The sequence below is a fragment of the Vibrio celticus genome (genome assembly GCF_024347335.1).
In the GTDB taxonomy this organism is placed as follows: Bacteria; Pseudomonadota; Gammaproteobacteria; order Enterobacterales; family Vibrionaceae; genus Vibrio; species Vibrio celticus.
On record NZ_AP025463.1, the window covers coordinates 3,534,467 to 3,557,184 of the forward strand.

Consider the following 22,718-nt stretch of genomic DNA (forward strand, 5'->3'; position numbering starts at 1 on the left):
AACACTCACGAAAGATCAACACGCCCTAGATAGTTACCGTGATTATGCGTTGATTCCCGCGTGGCGCAGCATTGCGTCGATTTGTGGCTCACGACCACGGAAGCGTTTGAACAGCTCCATTGGCTCTTCACTGCCACCCATTTCAAGGATATTGTTCAGGAAGCGATTACCCGTTTCAGTGTTGAATATACCCTCTTCTTCAAATGCTGAGAACGCATCTGCCGATAGCACTTCTGCCCACAGGTAGCTGTAGTAACCAGCACTGTAACCACCAGCAAAGATGTGACCAAAGCTGTGTGAGAAACGGTTCCAATCTAGGCTTGGCAGTACCGATACCTTAGACTTAACATCCGCTAGCGTTTCTAGTACGCGAGCACCCACTTCAGGGTCGTACTCTGTGTGTAACGTGAAATCGAACAAGCCAAGCTCTAGCTGACGCAGGATAAACATCGCAGATTGGAAGTTCTTCGCCGCTAGCATCTTCTCTAGCATCTCTTTTGGTAGCGCTTCACCCGTTTCGAAGTGACCAGAGATGAACGACAGCGCTTCCTCTTCCCAACACCAGTTTTCTAGGAACTGACTTGGCAATTCAACCGCATCCCAAGGCACGCCATTAATACCCGCAACTGCGCCCGCTTCTACTTGCGTCAGCATGTGGTGAATGCCGTGACCGAATTCGTGGAATAAGGTTACCACTTCATCGTGAGTAAACAGTGCTGGCTTATCACCAACAGGCTTGTTGAAGTTACACGTTAGGTAAGCAACTGGCGTTTGCAGCTCACCAGATTCAGTAATACGACGACCACGACAGTCATCCATCCAAGCGCCACCACGTTTGTGTTCACGTGCGTATAGGTCTAGGTAGAAGCTACCACGCAGTGTTCCGGTCGCATCAAAGATATCAAAGAAACGCACAGACTCATGCCAAGTGTCTACACCTTCACGCTCTGTTACCGACATACCAAACACGCGGTTCAGTACCTCAAACAGACCTGAAACCACATTAGATTCTGGGAAGTAAGGGCGAAGCTCTTCGTCAGAGATCTCGAACAGCTTCTGTTTTTGTTTCTCACTGTAGTAAGCGATGTCCCAAAGATTCAATTCAGAAACACCAAATTCTTTCTCAGCAAACTGGCGTAGCTCTTCAACTTCGCGCTCACCTTGCGGTTTGGCTTTTACTGCTAGGTCGTTTAGGAAACCAAGCACTTGGTCTGGCGTTTCTGCCATCTTAGTCGACAGTGATTTTTCGCTGTAAGTACTGAAACCAAGCATGCGCGCGATCTCGTGACGCAGTTTAAGTTGCTCAGTGATGATCTCAGTGTTGTCCCACTTACCTGCGTTTGGACCGCGATCTGAAGCGCGCGTTACGTATGCTTCATAAAGCTCTTTACGCAGTTCTTGGTTATCACAGTAAGTCATCACAGGTAGGTATGATGGGATATCCAGAGTTAGTAAGTAACCTTGTTGTTCTTTAGACTCAGCCGCCGCTTGTGCTGCCGCCAGTGCTGATTCAGGCATACCTGCCAGTTCAGCGACATCTGTGATCTTCTTGCTCCAACCCATGGTTGCATCAAGTACATTATTTGAGAATTGAGAGCCTAGCTCAGACTGGCGCTTGCTGATCTCGCCGTAACGATGCTGTTCATCTGCAGGTAAGCCAATGCCCGACAATTCGAAGTCACGCAAAGCGTCGGTAATGGTTTTTTGTTGAGCTTGGTTCAGTGCCGAGAATGCTTCACTCGCCTTGATCGCTTTATACGCTTCGAACAAGCCTTTGTGTTGGCCAACCCACGTGCCGTACTCAGAAAGCACAGGCAGACAGCTCTCATAAGCATCACGCAGTTCGTCGCTGTTCATCACAGAATTCATATGGCTCACAGGTGACCAAATGCGGCCTAAACGATCATCCACTTCTTCAATCGGAGCAACGAGGTTGTCCCAGCTTGGTGAAGTATTACCTTCAAGTACTTGTTCTATCTTGTTGCGACACGCTTCAATCACTTGCTCAACTGCAGGCTTTACGTGCTCTGGCTTGATCTGTGAAAACGGAGGTAAGTCCGTGAAGGTTAATAGCGGATTAGACATATAAACATTCCTTTGGCTTTAGAGACTTTCGTCTTTTTTGTAATGAGGTCGTCTTACAGTCATCAGGCTCAGGTACGCCCTAAAAAAATCACCTGCGAATAGTTATTAAATAGTGCCCAATAAGGCAAATTTCAATAGTAGAACCAATAACTAACCACATATTGCGAACGACTGTTCCTGAATTGTTCGAGAATTTATGGTCCATTGAGGGTTATAATAGTCTGATTAACCCCACCTACACTAACCACACTCTAATTCGAGAGTGTTACGAGAGTTTAATTTGTTAAGTTATCGCCACAGCTTCCACGCAGGTAACCATGCCGACGTAGTAAAGCATATCGTACAGAGCCTTATTCTTAATTCTTTGAAACAGAAGGATAAGCCTTTTGTTTATCATGACACTCACTCTGGTGTAGGTCGTTACGACTTAACGCATGAATGGTCTGAAAAAACCGGTGAATACAAGCAAGGTATTGCTCGTGTGTGGGAGCAAACAGACCTTCCTGAAGACATTCAAAGCTACCTTGAGTCTATTTCCATTCTCAATAATGGCGAGAAACTGCGTTACTACCCGGGTTCTCCACGTGTTGCACGTGCACACCTGCGTGACCAAGATCGCATGGTACTGACTGAGCTTCACCCAGCCGATCACCCGCTGCTTGAGCAAGAGTTCCACCGTGATCGTCAGGTATCTATCTACAAAGAAGATGGTTTTAAGCGCTTAAAGGGCAGCCTGCCACCAAAAGAACGTCGTGGTTTAGTACTGATCGACCCGCCTTACGAGCTGGCAAAAGAGTATCGTGATGTCGTGACAGCAATCGCTCAAAGCCACAAGCGCTGGGCAACCGGTATCTACGCAATTTGGTACCCGGTAGTAAACCGCTGTGATATCGAAGATATGATCGAAGGCCTTGAAGGCTTAGGCATCAACAAGATTCTACAAATCGAACTTGGCGTATCACCAGACACCAACGAGCGTGGTATGACGGCATCAGGCATGATTGTTATCAACCCACCTTGGAAGCTAGAAAGCCAAATGAACGAAATTCTTCCATTCTTGAAGGAAGCAATTGCGCCGGCAACCGGTCACTTCAAAGTAGAGTGGATCGTACCCGAGTAATCTCGAACTTAACGTCATCGTCTGACGAATACTCAGCAGACTGTGACGTACACGAATAAATTTTAAACAGGGAGATTGAGTTCAACCGATCTGCCCTCAATATAATAATTAGACAATTTAAGAATCTATAGGACGTAGGTGTTCAGTGCGCTCACTGTACCCACAACCTTCAATAAATGGAGAAAGTAATGGCGACTCATTTTGATTACATCTGTATCGGCGGCGGTTCAGGCGGCATCGCATCAGCTAACCGCGCAGCAATGCACGGTGCAAAAGTTGCACTTATCGAAGCTCAAGACCTTGGTGGTACTTGTGTAAACGTTGGTTGTGTTCCTAAAAAGGTTATGTGGCACGGTGCTCAAGTTGCTGAAGCTATCAACCTATACTCTGAAGATTACGGCTTCGACGTTGACGTAAAAGGCTTCAACTGGAGCAAATTAGTGGAAAACCGCCAAGCGTACATTGGTCGTATCCACCAATCTTACGATCGCGTTCTTGGTAACAACAAAGTAAACGTAATCAAAGGCTTTGCTAAGTTCGTTGACGAGAAAACTGTTGAAGTTAACGGTGAACACTATACAGCTGACCACATCCTGATCGCAGTTGGTGGTCGTCCAACCATTCCAAACATCCCTGGCGCAGAATACGGCATCGATTCAAATGGCTTCTTCGACCTAATGGAGCAACCTAAACGTGTTGCTGTTATCGGCGCAGGCTACATCGCAGTAGAAATCGCAGGCGTACTAAGTGCACTTGGCACAGAAACACACCTGTTCTGTCGTAAAGAGTCACCACTACGTAGCTTCGACCCAATGATCATCGAGACATTGGTTGAAGTAATGGAAGCGGAAGGCCCAACACTTCACACGCACTCTGTTCCTAAAGAAGTCGTGAAAGAAGCAGATGGCACACTGACTCTACACCTAGAGAACGGCAACACTCAAAACGTTGACCACCTAATCTGGGCTATCGGTCGCCACCCAGCAACTGACGCTATCAACCTAGCATCAACTGGCGTTGCAACTAACGACCGTGGCTACATCAAAGTAGACGAGTTCCAAGCAACTAATGTTCCTGGCATCTACTGTGTTGGCGACATCATGGAAGGCGGTATCGAGCTAACTCCTGTTGCTGTTAAAGCCGGTCGTCAGCTTTCTGAGCGTCTATTCAACGGTCAAACCAACGCGAAGATGGACTACAAGCTAGTGCCTACTGTTGTATTCAGCCACCCACCTATCGGCACAATTGGTCTAACGACTCAAGAAGCTGAAGAGCAATACGGCAAAGACAACATCAAGGTATACACGTCTGGCTTCACTGCTATGTACACAGCAGTAACCAAGCACCGTCAACCTTGTAAGATGAAGCTAGTATGTGCTGGCGAAGAAGAGACTGTAGTTGGCCTACACGGCATCGGTTTCACTGTTGATGAAATGATTCAAGGCTTCGGCGTAGCAATGAAGATGGGCGCAACCAAAGCAGATTTCGACTCTGTTGTGGCGATTCACCCAACTGGCAGCGAAGAGTTTGTAACGATGAGATAATCAACGCTATTTGTTGATATCTCTTAAAAAGCAGGCCTTGTGCCTGCTTTTTTTATGTCCACTCTTGAACCTTACCCCTCAACTCCACGTAACACAGATACTGACCTATCTAGAACAAAAATGGAGTTTGTTATGAATCTACTAATTGAATCTTTTGAAGGCGGGATCTACTTGGCTTACCAAGTTATTGGCGAGCAAAAGCAATTAATTAAAGATGACCACCAGCATCCTATGAAGTTTTTGAGTGTAAACCAAGCACGCGATCATTTTAGTGACCAAGGCGTAGCATCAGCAATGCTGGTTCATAACAGCGCCTACGACGAGATGTGCGGTGAGCATTGTGGTAGCACACAGCCTTTCGAGATTGATTTGAAGTGGAGTTAAATCAACCTCAAATCAATCGCGATAAAAATTGAAAGGCTTGCATCAGTGCAAGCCTTTCTTATGGGAGTCACTTTCACTTTTAACCACTTAGATTAGCGCGATGTCCGTTTCAGTCTTCGTTTGATGTTCTGCTCTTTCACTACAAAGTCGAACAGCGGAGCGAACAGGTTGGCGAACAAGATAGCGAGCATGATCCCCTCTGGATAAGCTGGATTGAGCACTCGTATACCAACCGTCATCACACCAATCAAAATCCCATAGGCCCATTTACTCTGATTGGTAAACGCGGCAGATACAGGGTCTGTTGCCATGAAGAAGGTACCAAAGGCAACACCACCCAACACAAAGTGCCAATAGAACGGCATCGAAAACATCGAGTTGGTTTCTGACCCTATCCAATTCATCAGGCTAGATGTCACAACGAGACCAATAATCACACCGGCGACAATGCGCCAAGACGCTATCTTCATCACAATCAAAATCAACCCCGTCAGCATGATAAGCAGTGACGACACCTCACCCATCGAACCTGGAATATTACCGATAAAGGCATCCATCCAGGTGATCGCCTCGCCAGTCATATTATTGATTAGTGACGGGCTGCCCCCCTCATACCATTGGCTCAGTGGGGTCGCGCCTGAATAGCCGTCAGCAGCAACCCATACCAACCCACCGGACATGTTGGCGGGATAGGCAAAGTAAAGGAACGCGCGTCCTGCAAGGGCTGGGTTAAGGAAATTTCGCCCTGTGCCGCCGAATAACTCTTTGGCGACAACAATACCAAAGGTGATACCTAACGCGGCTTGCCAAAGCGGGATGGTTGGCGGGAGGATGAGTGCAAACAGCACAGAGCTAACAAAAAAACCTTCATTAACTTCGTGCTTACGAACGACAGCAAACAGTACCTCCCAGACGCCACCTACTACAAACACCGTGGCATAAACGGGTAGGAAATAGAGTGCACCAAGCAACATCTGACTTGCCCAGCCACTTGCCATCAATGACTGCGCATCACCAAATGCCCACGACAGACGCCAGCTACTCTCGATAACCGAGGCAAGTTCATTTAATTGATAACTGGATGTGAGTGCGAGAACGCTTTGGTGTCCGACGTTATACATTCCCCAGAACATTGCCGGGAAGGTCGCCAACCACACCAAAATCATAATGCGCTTTAGGTCAATGCTGTCACGAACATGGGTTATGCCGCGGTTTACGTTTCCGGGTGTATAGAATATTGTCGCGAAAGCTTCATACACTGGGTAGAGCTTTTCGTACTTACCACCGGCTTCAAAGCGTGGAGCCACGCCTTCTAATCGTTTTTTTAAACTCATAATCTCAATCACCTTATTGCTTGAGTTATGGTTTTCTACGCATCAACCGTACTATTTGAACAATTTTTAGCGATTTTTAATCAAATTCGTCTTGAAGAACGAGTGTCTAAAAGTCGAACCGATGTTGAAAAAGAAGGGTGTATAAACATCAAAGCCCCAGCAATGGCTGAGGCTTATTTAGTATAACAACGATCGTCGTTACTTAACGCACATCACATTAAGCAATGAAGAACCTTTCAACTGGTTGACGTTACCGTTGGTAAACAGACCTTTCTTATCTGCGCCCCAATAAGGGAGATGCATTGGCCAGTTCTGTTTTTCCATAACCTTTGAGCTCAAGATGCTTTGCCATTGCTTCTCACTCATCAGCTTCATGTTGACCTGATTACACACCAATTCAGCGCTATCGTAATCTAGGCGGCTCCAAGGCTTACCTTGCTCCATGTAGAACTGTTGTTGATGATCTAGAAGGTAAGGAATCGCATATTGGCTACCCGCAACGTCTGCTTTCACGCGAATCTCGATCTCTAGATCATTATCTGAGCTCGAGTTGCCGCTTGGTAGAGTCTGAATAGCTGCAGCGCTCGTTACCGCCGCCGCTTGCTTAGTTGCCACAGGTTTCGGTGCTGGCTTAGCGACTGGTTTTGGCTTTGCCGGAGCTTTAGGCTTAACCGCTTTAGGTGCTGCTGCTTTTGCAACGATAGGTTGCGATGAAGTCTTCGACTTATCGACCATACGAATAAAGGCTTCACCATAGCCCGGAACCTTACGTACTTGAGCTAGGTCTTTTCTTGCATCAGAGAAGGTAGAGTAAGGGCCGATTAAGCAACGGTAGTCTCCACCTTCAGGCTTCATCCAAACATTAGTCGAGATCTTTTCATATAGAGGTTTTGCACGGCTCAGTGACAAAGGCTTGTTCAGCAGGCCACATTGAACCCAGAACAGTTCGTTATCTGAATGACGTTTAGGTGCCTTGCTACCCCAAACTCCTTTACCAATCGGACATGACTGCTCTAGCTGTGGTAATTGATTGGTGCTTGCCTGAGTAGCATCACATAGAACCGACTCTGCACTAACTTGGCTCGATACCAAAAGGGATGCAGCGATAAGCCCCATACGATAATTTCTCATCACAGCACGACATACAGCATTCATTGTCAATTTCATAACCACCACTTAAACCCTTACGGGCTAATTATTACCGAATCTATGTCGATAAAACATGAATTCCATTTTAAGTATTATTGACACTATCAATGATACTAAGTTCCAGATCCATTAAGCAAAAAAAGAGCCGTAATTGCTTACGGCTCTTAATTTAGTGACTTTTTTTACTAAAAATCAAACCGGGCTATCACCCTTTATAAATTTTCGGGTTAAACACGTCACGTAACCAGTCGCCTAATAGGTTAATAACGAGAACCAATGTTACCAAAAGCACACCTGGGAATGCTGTGATCCACCATGCTCCTGAGAAAATGTAGTTAAAACCAGTACTGATCAGGGCACCGAGTGACGGTTGGTCTACCGGAAGACCTAAACCTAGGAAAGAAAGTGCCGCTTCTGACATGATGGCATTTGCCACCTGTACCGTAGAAATAACCAAAATCGGTGATAAACAGTTAGGCAGAATATGACGGAACATGATGCGAGGTGCTCTAAAGCCCATCACACGTGCCGCTTCTACGTACTCTTTCTTCTTCTCTGCCAATACCGATGCACGAATCGTACGAGCATACTGCGGCCATTCAGCAATACCGATGATCACCACCAGCATAACAACGGCATATTGCGCGTAGAAGTCACTACCGAAACTTGCCTTAAAGATGGCCGAGACAATGATCGCAACCATCATGGTTGAGAACGAAAGCTGAACATCGGCAAAACGCATCAGGAAGCTATCAATACGACCACCGAAGTAACCTGCAGACAAGCCAATGATGATACCGAGAGTCAACTGAAGACCTACCGCTAGGAAACCGATCGTCAGCGACAGACGCGAGCCGTAAAGCATCGTAGATAAGATGTCACGACCTTGCTCATCAGTACCCAGTAGGAAGCGTTCTTCGCCATCTTCCATCCAAGATGGTGGCAACTCAGAATCCATGATGTCGATAGACGTCACGTCATACGGGTCTGTTGGCGCTAGAATCGGTGCCGCTAATGCCATAACAAGGAAAGCTGCAAAGATAGCGAAGCTCACCATTGCCACTTTATCGCGTAAGAAGTAGTACAGAATGTCTGACTGCTTGAATCGCTCCCAACGAGATGGAGCTGTTGTTGTGTGTTCCATGATTATGCTCCTTTCCCTGTAATGTTCACTGTTGGGTTAATGATGCCGTAAAGCAGGTCAACAATGGTGTTCGTTACTACGAAGATCAGGCCAACGAAGATAACGTATGCGGTTATCAGTGGAGTATCCACTCGGTTAATCGCTTCAAGGAATAGGAAGCCGGTACCCGGCCACTGGAATACAGTTTCAGTCAGAATGGTGTATGCCACCATCGTACCGATTTGAACACCACCTACCGTTAGTACAGGTAGCATTGTGTTCTTCAAAGCGTGTTGGTAGTAAATCTTGTTCAGCGCGAGGCCTTTTGCTTTACCAAACTTGATGTATTCAGAGCTAAGAACCTCGAGCATTTCAGAACGTACTAGACGAATGAATAGCGGCAGCATGATAGATGCCAGAGCAATACTCGGCAGCACTAAGTGCGCAAGACCATCGAGCGTTAAGAAGCCAGACTCCCAACCAAACCAGTTTGCGGTATCACCACGTCCGAATGACGGCAGCCAACCGAGCTCAATAGAGAATACATACATCAACATGATAGCGGTTAAGAAAACAGGTACCGAGATACCGATACTACTGCCCGCCATCACTAGTTTGGTGAAGAAACTTTTTGGGTGTATTGCAGAATAAACGCCGAGTGGAATCGACAGACAAACGATGATCAGAGAAGCGCCAAACACAAGTTCAAGCGTCGCGACCAATTTATCTAAGATTACGTCCACAGCAGGGCGTTTAAAGAAATATGAAGTACCAAGATCACCTTGCAGAGCAGCGCCCACAAAGCGAGTGTATTTTGTAATGAAGGGATCATTTAAGCCGAGTTCATCACGCAGCGCTTGACGCTCCGATTCTGAAACAGATTGACCGACTAACTCACGCAACGGGTCGCCCAGGTTATCCTGAATGGCAAACGCCACCAAACTGATCACAAACATCACTATCAGTGCCTGAAACAGGCGCTTGACCAGAAACGTAACCATTCCTTGCCCCTTATCTATCCATGACTATCTAGTCGAAATCCGCGACTAGATAACAAAATTCAGTCTTAAAAAAGGTATTTAGCCAGACTGAAGGAAGACCAAATACCGAAACTTAAATCTATTTCTTAATAATTTGAGAGCCTGAAAAGCTTCAGGCTCTCGATTCTAGCAAGCTAGATTATTTTACAACTAGGTCGCCGAAGTAAGGCATAACCATTGGGTTTACTACGTCTGCTGCACCTACATTAGACTTCGCGCCCCACGCTTCACTTTGCCAGTGTAGCGGTACGAATGCTGCGTCGTTGTAAAGTGTTGCTTCAACGCCTTTCAGCATTTCAGAACGCTTAACTGGGTCAGTTTCAGTGTTAGAAGCTTCTACGATCGCATCCATTTCTGGGTTTGAGTAACCAGAACAGTTGTATTGACCACGGCCAGTCTCTTCGTTACGAGTCATAGTTAGGAACTCGTTGAAGTTAGCTGAATCTTCTGTATCTGAGTGCCAACCAATCATCATCATGTCTGCTGAACATAGGTCAAACTCAGGCCAGTACTGTGCTTTAGGCATAGTCTTAAGATCAACTTTGATACCAATCTTAGATAGCATTGCCGCAGACGCTTGCGCTACTTTCGCATCGTTCACGTAACGGTTGTTTGGTGCCATCATAGTTAGCGTAAAGCCATCTTCGTAGCCCGCTTCTTTCATCAGCTCTTTCGCTTTTTTCAGATCGTAACGAGGAACTAGGTCTTCGTTGTGACCCGCGTAGCCTGTTGGGCTTTGCTGACCAGCGGCTGTTGCGAAGCCTTTCATGATCTTCTTAACGATACCTTCGTTGTTGATTGCGTGAACAATCGCCTGACGAACGCGAACATCTTTAAGAGCTTCGTTGCTGTTTTGGTTCATTTGGAACGTGATGATACGAGTACCAGGTAGCGTTACTAGATCGATGTTCTTAGCGTTTTTAACACGCTTGTGATCGTTTGGTGCTACTGGGTGAATCATATCAACGTCGCCAGAAAGAAGTGCTGCAACACGTGTTGCGTCTTCTTTGATTGGCACAAGTGTTAGCTTGTCTACGTTGCCTTCAGTTTCTGTGTCCCAGTAATCGTTGAAACGCTCGAACGTTACTTTAACGCCTTGCTCGCGCTGCGTTACGATGAATGGACCAGTACCTGAAACGTTAGTCGAAGCAAACGAGTTACCGTGCTTAACTAGCTCAGACTTGTCTTTACCTTCCGCTGTTTGGCCAGAGTAGAACTTGCTGTCCATTGGGAAGATGTACGTTGCTGTTTGTAGTACTAGTGGGTAAGCCGCTTTTGATACTAGCTCAACTGTGTAGTCATCCACTTTTACCATTTTTTCGTATGGCGTGAAGATAGACTTAAAGTCTGGAGAAGCTTGTAGACGTTCAAAAGTCCACACAACATCATCAGCAGTCAGTTCGTTACCAGAGTGGAATTTCACACCTTTACGTAGGTTGAAGCGGAAAGTCGTTTCATCAACACGCTCCCAGCTCGATGCTAGGCGGCCTTCAAAATCCATCTCTTTTGTGAAACGTACTAGAGGGTCAAACACCATGTGAGACATTTGCAGTGTGCCACCAGACAGCTGCTCGTGCGGGTCAAGTGATACAGGGTCAGCTGCGTAGCCAACGGTAATATCTGCTGCTGCTGCACTAAAGCTTAGGCCAGCTGCCATTAAAGCTACTGCTAATTTGCTTTTCATGGTTTTCATTGCATAACTCCTTCATGCGGGAATCCAGATCCCTAGTTGTTGTATTTGCGTCTGTTTATTGTTTTTAGCAAGCTAAACTCCAGCCTGCTGATTTTTATACCGCGGCTTGTGCCACTGCTTTTTCTTCTCTTAAACCTGTAAATTCAGGCATTAAAGAAATCAGGTGTTTGCTGTATTCATGCTGAGGCGATTGGAATAGCTGCTCGGTTGGCGCTACTTCCAATAGTTCTCCCATTTGCATCACACCAACACGATCACACATTTGGCGAATAACCGGTAAATCGTGACTGATGAACAGCATGGTTAGGTTTAGCTCGTCTTGTAAGTCTTTTAGTAGGTTAAGGATCTGAGCCTGTACCGACACATCCAGTGCCGACGTAGGTTCATCACAAATCAAAAGACGAGGGCGAGTTGCCAAGGCGCGAGCGATAGAAATACGCTGACGTTGGCCACCTGAGAATTCGTGTGGGTACTTAACCCCGGCCATTACGCCCAAACCAACGTGCTCTAGCAGATCGTTCACGATCTGACGAGTTTCATTCTCGTTGCGCGTCAGTTTATGGAATCGGATAGGCTCAGCAATGATGTCGAATATCTTCATTCGAGGGTTCATTGATGTGTAAGGGTTTTGGAAAACCATCTGCATTTGGCGGCGCATTGGGCGACGCTCTTTTTCAGATTTAAGCCCAGTCAGGTCAACGCCTTCAAACGTTACCTTGCCTGAGTTCGGTGCGTACAAGCCAGCAATCACACGAGCAATCGTTGATTTACCTGAGCCTGATTCACCTACTAAACCAAACGTCTCACCTTCATGCACTTCAAAGCTCACGTTGTTTGATGCTTGAACGTACTCACGACGGCTCTCAAAGAAAGAATCTTTGGTGGTAAAGCGTAAGTTTACGTTCTCAACGTTCAACAGTGGACCAGTGTAATCACGGTGATCTTGGCTTTGACCTAACCAGTGGTTTTTCACATCTAGAGGTTCCATCTCTTGTGCTTCTTCGATGTAGCTAACAAGAGGGAAGCGATCGAGTTTGCGATCTGAACGTGGAACCGCTGAGATAAGACTGTGTGTGTATGGGTGCTCAGGAGTACCAAGGACTTTCGCCGTCGGACCAAACTCAACCAAATCACCACGATACATCACGGCTACACGATCAGTAACATTCGATACCACACCCATGTCGTGCGTGACCAACATACAACCTACGTTCTTCTTGATACATAGGTCGCGAATCAACCCCAAGATCTGGTCTTGGATAGAAACATCCAGTGCTGTTGTTGGTTCATCTGCGATGATTAGATCAGGTTCACCTGCCAATGCGATCGCGATAACCACACGCTGACGCATACCGCCAGAGAATTGGTGAGGGTATTGCTTTAAACGGTTTTCTGGTTGTGGGATACCCACTTGGTTCATCAAGTCTAATGAGCGCTGGTAGGCTTCTTGATCCGAAACCTTCATGTTGGCATGAATCGTCTCTTTTAACTGCTGTTCTACTGTGAATAGAGGGTTAAGAGAAGTCATTGGGTCTTGGAAGATAAAACCAATCTTTGAGCCGCGAACAGAACGCATCTGTTCAGGAGATAAACCAGAGACTTTTTCGCCGTCCAGAAATACCTCGCCGCTAGCAATACGGCCAGGAGGGCTCAACAAATCGATCACAGCATTACCTACTGTTGATTTACCTGCACCAGACTCGCCTACAACACCAACAATCTCACCACGTTCAATGTTGAACGAAAGTGATTTAACGGCGGCGTGAACTCCATGACGAGATGGGTATTCGATACGAAGATTTTTTACTTCTAAAAGTGACATTACCAGACCTCTACTGCTTTGGCAGCTTTCTGCCCTGTCTGCAAAATTGAATCCATTCTTACCAGAATATTGTTCTGATATTTTATACGGTTGACAATTTGGCAAATAATTCACAGAAAAGCAACAAAAATAGGATAAAAAGTCGACATTAAACGCTTAGCAAGCAAAAGTGCCACATAACTATTCACCCAAAGAGCATATAGTAAGAAAAATCAACATTATATTATCGGCAAGAAATACTCACAAACTCCTTACCACTACTTACTTGTAGAGTTAAAGCCGTGCTTCAAAGCAGATCTCACTGCCAGTCACTAAAAACAAATAACAATATAGAAACAAACGCTGATTTTGTTAACTTTAACAAATAAAACAACCAGATACACGTTAATTAACCATACATTTAACCATTTGCATTATTTTGGTAAATACAAAACAGATAAACGAAAGGCCTAATAAATCAGAGGAGTTTTTGAACGACCAAATGCGTAGAAAGCTGTCAAATTCAGGGCTTAGTGAGCAAATTTAGGGTTAGATTTCACTTTTCATAAAAGTCTTTAGACCAAACCCATCAATATGTCGAATTATTGAGCGCTTCATTTATATAAAATTAGATATAGATCTGCACATTTGATAAAGAAAGCAACTCCGTATCAGCACCATAATCAAGCAGATCGATAGGAATCTGTCTTATATAAGAAGGGGGGAGACAGATGTAAGAAAGCCCCGCCATTTCTGACGCGGACGGCTAGTTGAGGCTTCTTAAGGTGGTCGGTGAAGAGACATTCTTTGAACATCAGGCGAACCCCACTCTGTTCAAGTTATCTAAATTTCAGATGTAAAAAAGCCCTAGTCTTTCGACTAGGGCTTCTTAAGGTGGTCGGTGAAGAGGGATTCGAACCCCCGACCCTCTGGTCCCAAACCAGATGCGCTACCAAGCTGCGCTATTCACCGAGACGTTTCGTTTGATTTCTCAAACTGGGAACTTCAAAGAAGCTACCAAAATTAATGGGGTGGCTAACGAGATTCGAACTCGCGACCACCGGAATCACAATCCAGGGCTCTACCAACTGAGCTATAGCCACCACTAATTTTTTATATAACCGCTTAAAAGCGATTATTGAAATAGTGGTCGGTGAAGAGGGATTCGAACCCCCGACCCTCTGGTCCCAAACCAGATGCGCTACCAAGCTGCGCTATTCACCGACTAGTTTTGTATCGACTCTTGGGAATAATGAATCAACACTGGAAGCCGAAGCTACCGATATTTTGTAAAGGAAGAATGGGGTGGCTAACGAGATTCGAACTCGCGACCACCGGAATCACAATCCAGGGCTCTACCAACTGAGCTATAGCCACCATTATTTCTTTTTGCCAATTTCTCACTTACCGAAGTAAGAGACCGGATGGCGCGCCTGAAAGGATTCGAACCTTCGGCCTTTGGCTCCGGAGGCCAACGCTCTATCCAGCTGAGCTACAGGCGCATGCCCTGTCGGCGGAGTGGAATAATACGTATATCACCCAATGCCGTCTAGTACTTTTTTAACTTTTTTTTCTGTTTGGTCTCTTTTTCGACAGTTAATATGTGATAAACCCCTTATTTGAGTACTACAACCCGCCACAGCTTATAAGTTGTTGTTTATTGCAACAACTTATCGGGATATAATCACCCATTATTTACATTGGTTTAACAGTTGCTCTTTGCTGGTTAAAGCCAAAACACCCTTCCAACACTATAAATTGGTAAGCATGTACTTACCTTGGGAATGTAAAGTGAGTTTAATGGATATGTCTCGTCGAATTTTAAGCGTTGTCATCGCAGTTTTAACCTTTTCAACTGGCGCAATGGCTGCTGGCCTAAGCGAAGCAGAGCACGATGCAATTGCTGAACGCATCAAACCAGTTGGCCAAGTTTACCTAGTCGGCAGCGAGCCAGTAGCCGCAGAACCAACAGGCCCTCGTGATGGCGCAGCAGTTTACGGTACCTTTTGTATCGCTTGTCACGCATCTGGCGTAAGTGGCGCACCTAAAACAGGTGATGCTGGTGACTGGGGTCCTCGTATTGCTCAAGGTCGCGATATCCTAGCTGACCACGCAATCAACGGCTTCAATGCAATGCCAGCGAAAGGTTCATGTATGGATTGTTCAGACGACGAAATCAAAGATGCTATCGAGCACATGATTGCCGGTCTGTAATTAAAAATGCCAGATTCAAAAAAGGTGACCTCTTGGTCACCTTTTTTATTGGCTTCTATATAGTGCGATTAAAGTAGGGAGTAGGGCATCACTTCTTGTTGAACATCGCTCGAATATTCGCAATGTGCGCCTGCCCTTTTTCCATTCTTTCTTCAGCAGATTGAGGCTTCTTAACGCTTTCCCACTCCACATCATCGTGCGGCAACTCATCAAGGAAGCGGCTTTGTGTTGGCTTTATTAATTCACCATATTGACGACGTTCACGACACTTCGTAAAAGTCAGCTCTTTCTGCGCTCGAGTAATCCCCACATACATAAGACGACGTTCTTCTTCTACGTTGCCTTCATCAACACTGGTTTGGTGCGGCAAGATGCCCTCTTCTGCTCCCATCAGGAATACATACGGGAACTCTAGGCCTTTCGATGCATGCAATGTCATTAATTGGACTTGATCTGCATCGTCATCATCCTCACCACGCTCCATCATGTCGCGCAGCGTTAAACGTTGAACCACCTCGCGCAGGGTTTTCTCTTCTTTGTCGTAATTGTCACCCTCTAGATCGGCCACAATCCAACTATAGAGATCAGAGACGTTCTTCATTCGCATTTCAGCGGCTTTCGGGCTCGCTGAGGTTTCGTACAACCAATCTTCGTAGTTGATGTCACGAACCAAAGAACGAACGGCTTCAACCGTATTACCACGCTCTGCATTGTCTGAGATACGAACTATCCAGTCACCGAAACGGCGCAGGTTCTCTAAACCACGCCCCGTCAGCGTCTGCTCTAAGCCCATCTCAAAGCTGGCTTCAAACAGGCTCTTACCACGCATATTGGCGTAACTGCCTAACTTCTCAAGCGTCACCGGACCAATCTCACGACGCGGTGTGTTTACAATACGTAGAAAGGCGTTGTCATCATCTGGGTTCACCAACACACGCAGGTAAGCCATGATGTCTTTAATCTCGGCTCTCGCAAAGAAAGAGGTACCGCCAGAGATCTTGTAAGGCACACGGTTCTGCATCAAGGCTTTTTCAATCAAGCGCGATTGGTGGTTACCACGGTAAAGCACTGCGTAATCTTTGTATTCAGTACGGTTCAAAAACTTGTGGGCAATGATCTCGCCGGTAATACGCTCTGCTTCATGCTCTTCATTCTTAGCATTCAGTACCTTGAGCTTTTCACCGTCTGGGATCTCTGAGAACAGTGACTTTTCATAAACGTGTGGGTTGTTGGCGATCAAGATGTTCGCCGCACGTAAGATTCGACTGGTTGAACGATAGTTTTGCTCGAGTTTGATCAAACGAAGATTCGGATAGTCCTCACCCAGCAACACCAAGTTTTGCGGTTTTGCACCACGCCATGAATAGATAGATTGGTCATCGTCGCCTACTACCGTCAAACGACCACGCTCTCCTACTAGTAAACGAACCAACTCATATTGGCTGGTGTTGGTATCTTGGTATTCATCCACTAATAGATAGCGGATACGCGACTGCCAGCGCTCACGCACTTCTTGATTGGTTTTCAGTAACAATACCGGCATCGCGATCAGATCATCAAAATCAAGCGCGTTGTATGCCTTCATCTGTTTCTGGTACATCTCAAAACAGAATGCAAACAACTGATCTTGTTCGCCTTGAGCTCGAGCTTTCGCCTGATCTGGCGTCAGCATGTCATTCTTCCAATTCGAAATGGTGCTCATTAAAGCGCGCAGCAAATCCTTATCACCATCGATCTGCCTCTCTGTTAGCTCTTTTAACAAAGCTAGTTGGTCTTGGTCATCAAACAGAGAGAAACCCGCTTTCAAACCCAGCGCTTTGTATTCACGACGAATGATGGTTAAACCCATGGTATGAAAGGTCGAAACAATCAGCCCTTTCGATTCGCCCTTACCCAGAGTTTGCCCAACACGCTCTTTCATCTCGCGTGCCGCTTTATTGGTAAAGGTTACCGCTGCAATATTGCGCGCCTTATAGCCACACTCTTGAACCAAGTAAGCGATCTTATTCGTGATAACACGTGTTTTACCGGATCCAGCGCCCGCTAATACTAAGCAGGGGCCCGAAACATATTTCACGGCTTCATCTTGTCTTGGGTTCAGTTTCATTTGATTCTCAGTTTGGTCTAGAGGGGCGAATTCAATTGCGCGCCTATAATAATGCTGCAACAGCGCGAATGCTACGTTCTCTTATACAAGATTTTTACGCTGAATATGTAAAACTTTGTTGCACATATGTATGGTTATTAGGCTACAATGAATGAACGTTCATTCATTGGTGGTTGAAATATGACAACTCATGCACCTCGGGATAAACGCCAGCAAATACTTTCTGCAGCTGAAAAGCTAATTGCAGAGGTCGGTTTCCAAGGCCTTTCAATGCAAAAATTAGCCAAAGAAGCGGGAGTGGCTGCAGGCACTATCTATCGCTACTTCGATGATAAAGAGCATTTGATAGAAGATGTTCGAATGCTCGTGACTCAAAGAGTAGCTGATGCTGTTCAAGAAGGGGTTAATGATTCGGATCCAATTAAACAACGCTACCGTACTATGTGGTTGAACATATGGAACTTAGCAGGAACGAATTTAGCCGCAATAAAAAATCGGGTTCAGTATGACTCTCTACCCATCACAAATAGCCTAAACTTCAGGGAACTAGAACGTAAAATGTTTGCCCAAGTTGAGCTGCTATTTAATGAGGGGAAAGAACAAGGATTGTTTAAACCACTTAACAATGAAGTATTAGGTGGATTGAGCTTGGCGGCTAGTGTTTCTCTAGCACGCAAGCATTCTTTAGGATTTTACCAACTTGATGAGGCAGAACTAGAATCTGCAATCGAAGCCAGTTGGGACGCAATAATTAAACACTAGATCGGAGTTTTGACCATAATGAAAAAGTGGACTTTCTTCATGTTACTCATCGCTGTACTACTTTTCGGCAGCGTTATTGGGTTTAACATGTTCAAACAACAAAAAATTGCTGAGTATATGGCCAACCGCCCTGAACCAGAGTTTCCAGTAACGGTAACTGAAGTTCAGCCGATCGATTGGGTTCCAGTGATTGAAGCTATCGGCTTCATCGAACCTAACCAAGGTGTGACACTAGCGAACGAAACCAGCGGTGTTATTGACCAAATTTCTTTCGAATCGGGTACTGATGTTAAGAGTGGTCAGCAACTGGTACGTCTTGATTCTGACGTAGAGAAAGCCAACCTAAAGAGTTCTGAAGCTCGTTTGCCGGCTGCGAAAGCAAAATACAAGCGTTACCAAGGTCTATTCAAGAAAGGTTCTATCTCTAAAGAAGCGTACGATGAAGCAGAAGCAAACTACTTCTCTCTATCTGCTGATATTGAAAGCCTAAAAGCCTCGATCGAACGCCGTGAAATTCGCGCGCCATTCGACGGTACTGTTGGTATTCGTAATGTATATCTAGGCCAATACCTACAATCGGGTACCGATATCGTTCGTTTAGAAGATACCAGTGTCATGCGCCTGCGCTTCACGGTTTCTCAAACTGATATCTCTCGTATCAATGTTGGTCAGGCTATCGACATCTTTGTTGATGCTTACCCAGAGACACCGTTTGAAGGCTCTATCAGTGCAATTGAACCCGCAGTAAGCATCCAAAGTGGTCTTATCCAAGTTCAAGCAGACATTCCAAACAATGATGGCAAGCTTCGTAGCGGTATGTTCGCTCGCGCTAACATCATTCTGCCTAAACTAGAGAACCAAGTAACTCTGCCTCAAACAGCAATTACTTTCACTCTGTACGGTGACAATGTTTACATCCTGACTGAAGAAGACGGCGTTCAACGTGTTGCTCAACATGTTGTAAAAGTAGGTGAACGTACAGCTGATATTGCACACATCCTTGAAGGCGTTAAAGCCGGCGATACGGTTGTAACTTCTGGCCAAGTACGTCTAAGTAACGGCGCCAAAGTTAAGGTTGTTGAAAGTGATGCAATCACTCCACCATCTGAAACACCTAAGCTGTAACTGGAGGCACAATGCGCTTTACTGATGTTTTTATTAAACGTCCAGTTCTAGCGGTATCCATCAGCTTTTTGATTGCGCTGCTTGGCTTACAAGCAATCTTCAAAATGCAGGTGCGTGAATACCCTGAAATGACGAATACCGTCGTAACCGTAACCACGAGTTACTACGGTGCAAGTGCCGATCTTATCCAAGGCTTTATCACCCAGCCCCTCGAACAGGCTGTGGCTCAAGCGGATAACATCGACTATATGACTTCTTCTTCTGTGCTCGGTAGTTCTACTATTACCGTGAACATGAAGTTGAACACCGACCCGAATGCGGCGCTGTCTGACATACTGGCCAAGACTAACTCGGTGCGTTCTCAGCTTCCTAAAGAAGCCGAAGATCCAACCGTAACCATGTCTACCGGTTCAACGACAGCTGTACTCTACATTGGTTTTACCAGTGATGAGTTGGTGTCGAGCCAAATTACCGACTACCTAGAGCGTGTAATCAACCCGCAACTATTCACGGTAAATGGTGTATCTAAAGTCGACCTTTATGGTGGTATGAAATACGCACTGCGCGTATGGCTAGATCCATCAAAAATGGCAGCTGTTAACCTAACTGCTACTGATGTTATGTCGGTATTGAATGCCAACAACTACCAGTCAGCGACAGGTCAAGCTACTGGCGAATTCGTTCTTTATAACGGCAGTGCCGATACACAAGTATCAAACACTGAAGAGTTAGAGAACTTAGTCGTTAGAAGTGGTGAAGGTGAGATTATCCGTCTGTCTGACATCGCTAAGGTTTCTCTAGAAAAAAGCCACGACGTTTATCGTGCAAGTGCGAACGGTCAGGAGGCGGTTGTTGCAGCAATTAATGCGGCACCAAGTGCGAACCCAATCAACATCGCTGCAGATGTACTTGAGCTTCTTCCTCAGCTAGAGAAGAACCTTCCAAGCAACATCTCAATGAACGTAATGTACGATTCAACCATTGCGATTAACGAGTCAATTCAAGAAGTTATCAAGACAATTCTTGAAGCGGCATTAATCGTATTAATCGTAATCACCTTGTTCTTAGGTTCATTCCGAGCGGTACTGATCCCTATCGTTACTATCCCACTATCTCTGATTGGTGTGGCAATGGTAATGCAGGCGATGGGCTTCTCTTGGAACCTGATGACACTACTGGCAATGGTACTCGCCATCGGTCTGGTGGTAGATGATGCGATCGTGGTACTTGAGAACGTCGACAGGCATATCAAGCTCGGGGAGTCCCCTTTCCGCGCTGCGATCATCGGTACTCGTGAAATTGCGGTCCCTGTTATCGCAATGACACTCACGCTAGGTGCGGTATACGCTCCAATCGCAATGATGGGCGGTATCACGGGCTCACTATTTAAAGAGTTCGCATTAACCCTAGCCGGTTCTGTATTTGTATCAGGTATCGTGGCACTAACGCTGTCGCCAATGATGTGTTCAAAAATGCTGAAAGCTCACGCTGAGCCGAGCAAGTTTGAACAGAAGGTTCATAGCGTTTTGGATGGTATGACTAACCGTTACGAGCGTATGCTTGGGGCGGTAATGCAACATCGTCCAGTATTTATTGGCTTTGCTATCATCGTATTTGCAAGTTTGCCGATGTTGTTCAAGTTCATCCCTAGTGAATTAGCACCTTCAGAAGATAAAGGTGTAATCATGCTAATGGGTACTGCACCATCTAATGCGAACTTAGACTTCATGCAAAATACCATGAACGACGTAAACAAGATTCTGTCTGACCAGCCAGAAGTCGCTTACGCGCAGGTGTTCACAGGAGTTCCTAATGCAAACCAAGCGTTTGGTATTGCATCTATGGTTCCTTGGAGTGAGCGTGAAGCAAGCCAATCTGAGGTAGCAAACCGCGTTGGTGGTTTGGTGAAAGATGTTCCAGGAATGGCAGTAACAGCCTTCCAAATGCCAGAACTACCAGGTGCAGGTTCAGGCCTTCCAATTCAGTTTGTTATTACAACGCCAAACAGTTTTGAAAGCTTGTTCCAAATCACCACTGACATTTTGACTGATGTAGCGACAAACCCACTATTCGTATACTCGGATCTCGATCTAAACTACGACTCAGCAACGATGAAAGTACACATCGACAAGGATAAAGCGGGCGCATACGGCGTAACCATGCAAGATATCGGTATCACGCTAGGTACCATGATGTCAGATGGCTACGTAAACCGTATCGACTTGAATGGTCGTTCTTACGAGGTTATCCCTCAGGTTGAACGTAAATTCCGTTTGAACCCAGAATCGATGAATAACTACTACGTACGTGCTGCGGACGGTAATGCTGTACCACTAGGCAGTTTGATTACGATTGATGTTGTGGCAGAGCCTCGCTCTCTTCCTCACTTCAACCAATTGAACTCAGCTACGATTGGTGCAGTACCTGCTCCAGGCGCTGCAATGGGTGATGCAATTGCATGGTTTGAAGACACGGCGGCGAATAAGCTTCCAAGTGGCTACAACCACGATTACATGGGTGAAGCACGTCAATACGTAACTGAAGGTAGCGCACTTTACGCGACCTTTGGTCTAGCACTGGCTATCATCTTCTTGGTACTAGCGATTCAATTCGAATCTCTGAAAGATCCATTGGTTATCATGGTATCTGTTCCACTGGCGATCTGTGGTGCCCTAATCGCTCTGGCTTGGGGTGCGGCAACGATGAATATCTACTCGCAAGTGGGTTTGATCACCTTAGTCGGCCTAATTACCAAGCACGGTATCTTGATCTGTGAAGTTGCAAAAGAAGAACAGTTGCATCATCACAAGACTCGTATCGAAGCGGTAATGGAAGCTGCGAAGGTTCGTCTTCGTCCAATCCTGATGACAACAGCTGCGATGATCGCGGGTCTAATCCCACTGATGTACGCAAGTGGTGCGGGTGCAGCTCAGCGCTTTAGTATTGGTATCGTAATCGTTGCTGGTCTAGCGATTGGTACTATCTTCACGCTATTTGTACTGCCAGTGATTTACAGCTACTTGGCTGAAAAACACAAACCTCTACCTGTATTTGTAGAAGACAAAGACCTAGAAAAGCTAGCTCGCGTCGATGAAGCAAAAGCGGCACACAGAGAATTAGCTGATAATAAGTAATCGCTAAGTCGTATTAACAATAAAAAGGCTACTTCGGTGGCCTTTTTTTATACGCCATAGGCGACATCTCAAGTGTGATTAAATAGAATAGTGGTAAATATTC

General features: G+C 45.8%; 15 protein-coding genes and 5 tRNA genes. 7 read left to right on the plus strand and 13 right to left on the minus strand.

The features are described 5' to 3' along the window. Positions 1-42: 42 nt before the first annotated feature. Positions 43-2,085: an oligopeptidase A gene (gene prlC / locus OCV19_RS15860; RefSeq protein ID WP_065677340.1), complete on the minus strand. Its 2,043-nt coding sequence runs from the start codon at positions 2,083-2,085 to the stop codon at positions 43-45. Between the two features lie 280 nt (positions 2,086-2,365). On the opposite strand from prlC, the gene OCV19_RS15865 reads away from it, so the two are divergent. The 3 genes from OCV19_RS15865 to OCV19_RS15875 all read left to right on the plus strand — a co-directional run bounded on the left by OCV19_RS15865 (position 2,366) and on the right by OCV19_RS15875 (position 5,133). After that, entirely contained in the window at positions 2,366-3,205 is an 840-nt protein-coding gene (locus OCV19_RS15865) for a 23S rRNA (adenine(2030)-N(6))-methyltransferase RlmJ (protein WP_065677339.1), read from the plus strand. 188 nt (positions 3,206-3,393) lie between these two features. Then, complete coding sequence (gorA, locus tag OCV19_RS15870; protein ID WP_048612423.1) at positions 3,394-4,749, plus strand: glutathione-disulfide reductase; 1,356 nt, start codon at positions 3,394-3,396, stop codon at positions 4,747-4,749. 132 nt (positions 4,750-4,881) lie between these two features. Next, a complete protein-coding gene (locus OCV19_RS15875; protein WP_017067233.1) occupies positions 4,882-5,133 on the plus strand; it encodes a DUF6482 family protein in 252 nt (83 codons plus the stop codon). A 92-nt stretch (positions 5,134-5,225) separates the two neighbouring features. On the opposite strand, the gene OCV19_RS15880 is transcribed toward OCV19_RS15875, so the two are convergent. From OCV19_RS15880 to OCV19_RS15930, 11 genes are all read right to left on the minus strand, one after another. Further along, entirely contained in the window at positions 5,226-6,467 is a 1,242-nt protein-coding gene (locus OCV19_RS15880) for an NADH:ubiquinone reductase (Na(+)-transporting) subunit B (protein ID WP_065677338.1), read from the minus strand. 198 nt (positions 6,468-6,665) lie between these two features. Further along, positions 6,666-7,634, minus strand: a complete 969-nt coding sequence (locus OCV19_RS15885) for an SPOR domain-containing protein (RefSeq protein ID WP_065677337.1) — start codon at positions 7,632-7,634, stop codon at positions 6,666-6,668. Positions 7,635-7,821: 187 nt separating this feature from the next. Beyond that, positions 7,822-8,760, minus strand: coding sequence for an ABC transporter permease (locus tag OCV19_RS15890; protein WP_048607511.1), 939 nt, complete (start codon positions 8,758-8,760; stop codon positions 7,822-7,824). Positions 8,761-8,762: 2 nt separating this feature from the next. Continuing rightward, positions 8,763-9,740 carry an ABC transporter permease gene (locus tag OCV19_RS15895; RefSeq protein WP_048612413.1) on the minus strand — a complete coding sequence of 326 codons (978 nt, stop codon included), beginning with the start codon at positions 9,738-9,740 and terminating at the stop codon, positions 8,763-8,765. A 178-nt stretch (positions 9,741-9,918) separates the two neighbouring features. Beyond that, on the minus strand, positions 9,919-11,472 hold the full coding sequence (locus OCV19_RS15900; protein ID WP_065677336.1) for an ABC transporter substrate-binding protein: 1,554 nt from the start codon (positions 11,470-11,472) through the stop codon (positions 9,919-9,921). A gap of 94 nt (positions 11,473-11,566) precedes the next feature. Then, on the minus strand, positions 11,567-13,294 hold the full coding sequence (locus tag OCV19_RS15905; RefSeq protein ID WP_048607507.1) for a dipeptide ABC transporter ATP-binding protein: 1,728 nt from the start codon (positions 13,292-13,294) through the stop codon (positions 11,567-11,569). Positions 13,295-14,168: 874 nt separating this feature from the next. Further along, positions 14,169-14,245 (minus strand) — tRNA-Pro (locus tag OCV19_RS15910). Between the two features lie 55 nt (positions 14,246-14,300). Further along, positions 14,301-14,376, minus strand: a tRNA-His gene (locus OCV19_RS15915). Between the two features lie 44 nt (positions 14,377-14,420). After that, a tRNA-Pro gene (locus OCV19_RS15920) sits at positions 14,421-14,497 on the minus strand. A 77-nt stretch (positions 14,498-14,574) separates the two neighbouring features. Beyond that, a tRNA-His gene (locus tag OCV19_RS15925) sits at positions 14,575-14,650 on the minus strand. 48 nt (positions 14,651-14,698) lie between these two features. Next, positions 14,699-14,775 (minus strand) — tRNA-Arg (locus tag OCV19_RS15930). Between the two features lie 298 nt (positions 14,776-15,073). Here OCV19_RS15930 and OCV19_RS15935 point away from each other — a divergent pair. Continuing rightward, positions 15,074-15,487 (plus strand): c-type cytochrome, encoded by a 414-nt coding sequence (locus tag OCV19_RS15935; RefSeq protein WP_017063036.1) that lies wholly within the window; start codon positions 15,074-15,076, stop codon positions 15,485-15,487. Positions 15,488-15,575: 88 nt separating this feature from the next. Here the strand turns inward: OCV19_RS15935 and rep are convergent, their stop codons facing one another. Next, a complete protein-coding gene (gene rep / locus OCV19_RS15940; protein WP_065677335.1) occupies positions 15,576-17,594 on the minus strand; it encodes a DNA helicase Rep in 2,019 nt (672 codons plus the stop codon). A 180-nt stretch (positions 17,595-17,774) separates the two neighbouring features. Here rep and OCV19_RS15945 point away from each other — a divergent pair, with 180 nt between their 5' ends. The 3 genes from OCV19_RS15945 to OCV19_RS15955 are packed head-to-tail and all read left to right on the plus strand — an operon-like array spanning position 17,775 to position 22,615. Then, positions 17,775-18,356, plus strand: a complete 582-nt coding sequence (locus OCV19_RS15945) for a TetR/AcrR family transcriptional regulator (RefSeq protein WP_017629442.1) — start codon at positions 17,775-17,777, stop codon at positions 18,354-18,356. An 18-nt stretch (positions 18,357-18,374) separates the two neighbouring features. Continuing rightward, positions 18,375-19,481, plus strand: coding sequence for an efflux RND transporter periplasmic adaptor subunit (locus OCV19_RS15950; protein ID WP_065677334.1), 1,107 nt, complete (start codon positions 18,375-18,377; stop codon positions 19,479-19,481). A gap of 11 nt (positions 19,482-19,492) precedes the next feature. Further along, the gene (locus tag OCV19_RS15955) at positions 19,493-22,615 is read left to right on the plus strand and encodes a multidrug efflux RND transporter permease subunit (protein WP_017112133.1); all 3,123 of its coding nucleotides are present in this window, start codon (positions 19,493-19,495) and stop codon (positions 22,613-22,615) included. Positions 22,616-22,718 lie beyond the last annotated feature (103 nt).

Excerpts from the sequence above, each read along its gene's own strand:
- prlC (WP_065677340.1), bottom strand. The coding sequence starts at position 2,085 with ATGTCTAATCCGCTATTAACCTTCACGGACTTACCTCCGTTTTCACAG.
- gorA (WP_048612423.1), top strand. The coding sequence starts at position 3,394 with ATGGCGACTCATTTTGATTACATCTGTATCGGCGGCGGTTCAGGCGGC.
- OCV19_RS15875 (WP_017067233.1), top strand. The coding sequence starts at position 4,882 with ATGAATCTACTAATTGAATCTTTTGAAGGCGGGATCTACTTGGCTTAC.
- OCV19_RS15880 (WP_065677338.1), bottom strand. The coding sequence starts at position 6,467 with ATGAGTTTAAAAAAACGATTAGAAGGCGTGGCTCCACGCTTTGAAGCC.
- OCV19_RS15885 (WP_065677337.1), bottom strand. The coding sequence starts at position 7,634 with ATGAAATTGACAATGAATGCTGTATGTCGTGCTGTGATGAGAAATTAT.
- OCV19_RS15890 (WP_048607511.1), bottom strand. The coding sequence starts at position 8,760 with ATGGAACACACAACAACAGCTCCATCTCGTTGGGAGCGATTCAAGCAG.
- OCV19_RS15895 (WP_048612413.1), bottom strand. The coding sequence starts at position 9,740 with ATGGTTACGTTTCTGGTCAAGCGCCTGTTTCAGGCACTGATAGTGATG.
- OCV19_RS15900 (WP_065677336.1), bottom strand. The coding sequence starts at position 11,472 with ATGAAAACCATGAAAAGCAAATTAGCAGTAGCTTTAATGGCAGCTGGC.
- OCV19_RS15905 (WP_048607507.1), bottom strand. The coding sequence starts at position 13,294 with ATGTCACTTTTAGAAGTAAAAAATCTTCGTATCGAATACCCATCTCGT.
- OCV19_RS15935 (WP_017063036.1), top strand. The coding sequence starts at position 15,074 with ATGGATATGTCTCGTCGAATTTTAAGCGTTGTCATCGCAGTTTTAACC.
- rep (WP_065677335.1), bottom strand. The coding sequence starts at position 17,594 with ATGAAACTGAACCCAAGACAAGATGAAGCCGTGAAATATGTTTCGGGC.
- OCV19_RS15945 (WP_017629442.1), top strand. The coding sequence starts at position 17,775 with ATGACAACTCATGCACCTCGGGATAAACGCCAGCAAATACTTTCTGCA.
- OCV19_RS15950 (WP_065677334.1), top strand. The coding sequence starts at position 18,375 with ATGAAAAAGTGGACTTTCTTCATGTTACTCATCGCTGTACTACTTTTC.
- OCV19_RS15955 (WP_017112133.1), top strand. The coding sequence starts at position 19,493 with ATGCGCTTTACTGATGTTTTTATTAAACGTCCAGTTCTAGCGGTATCC.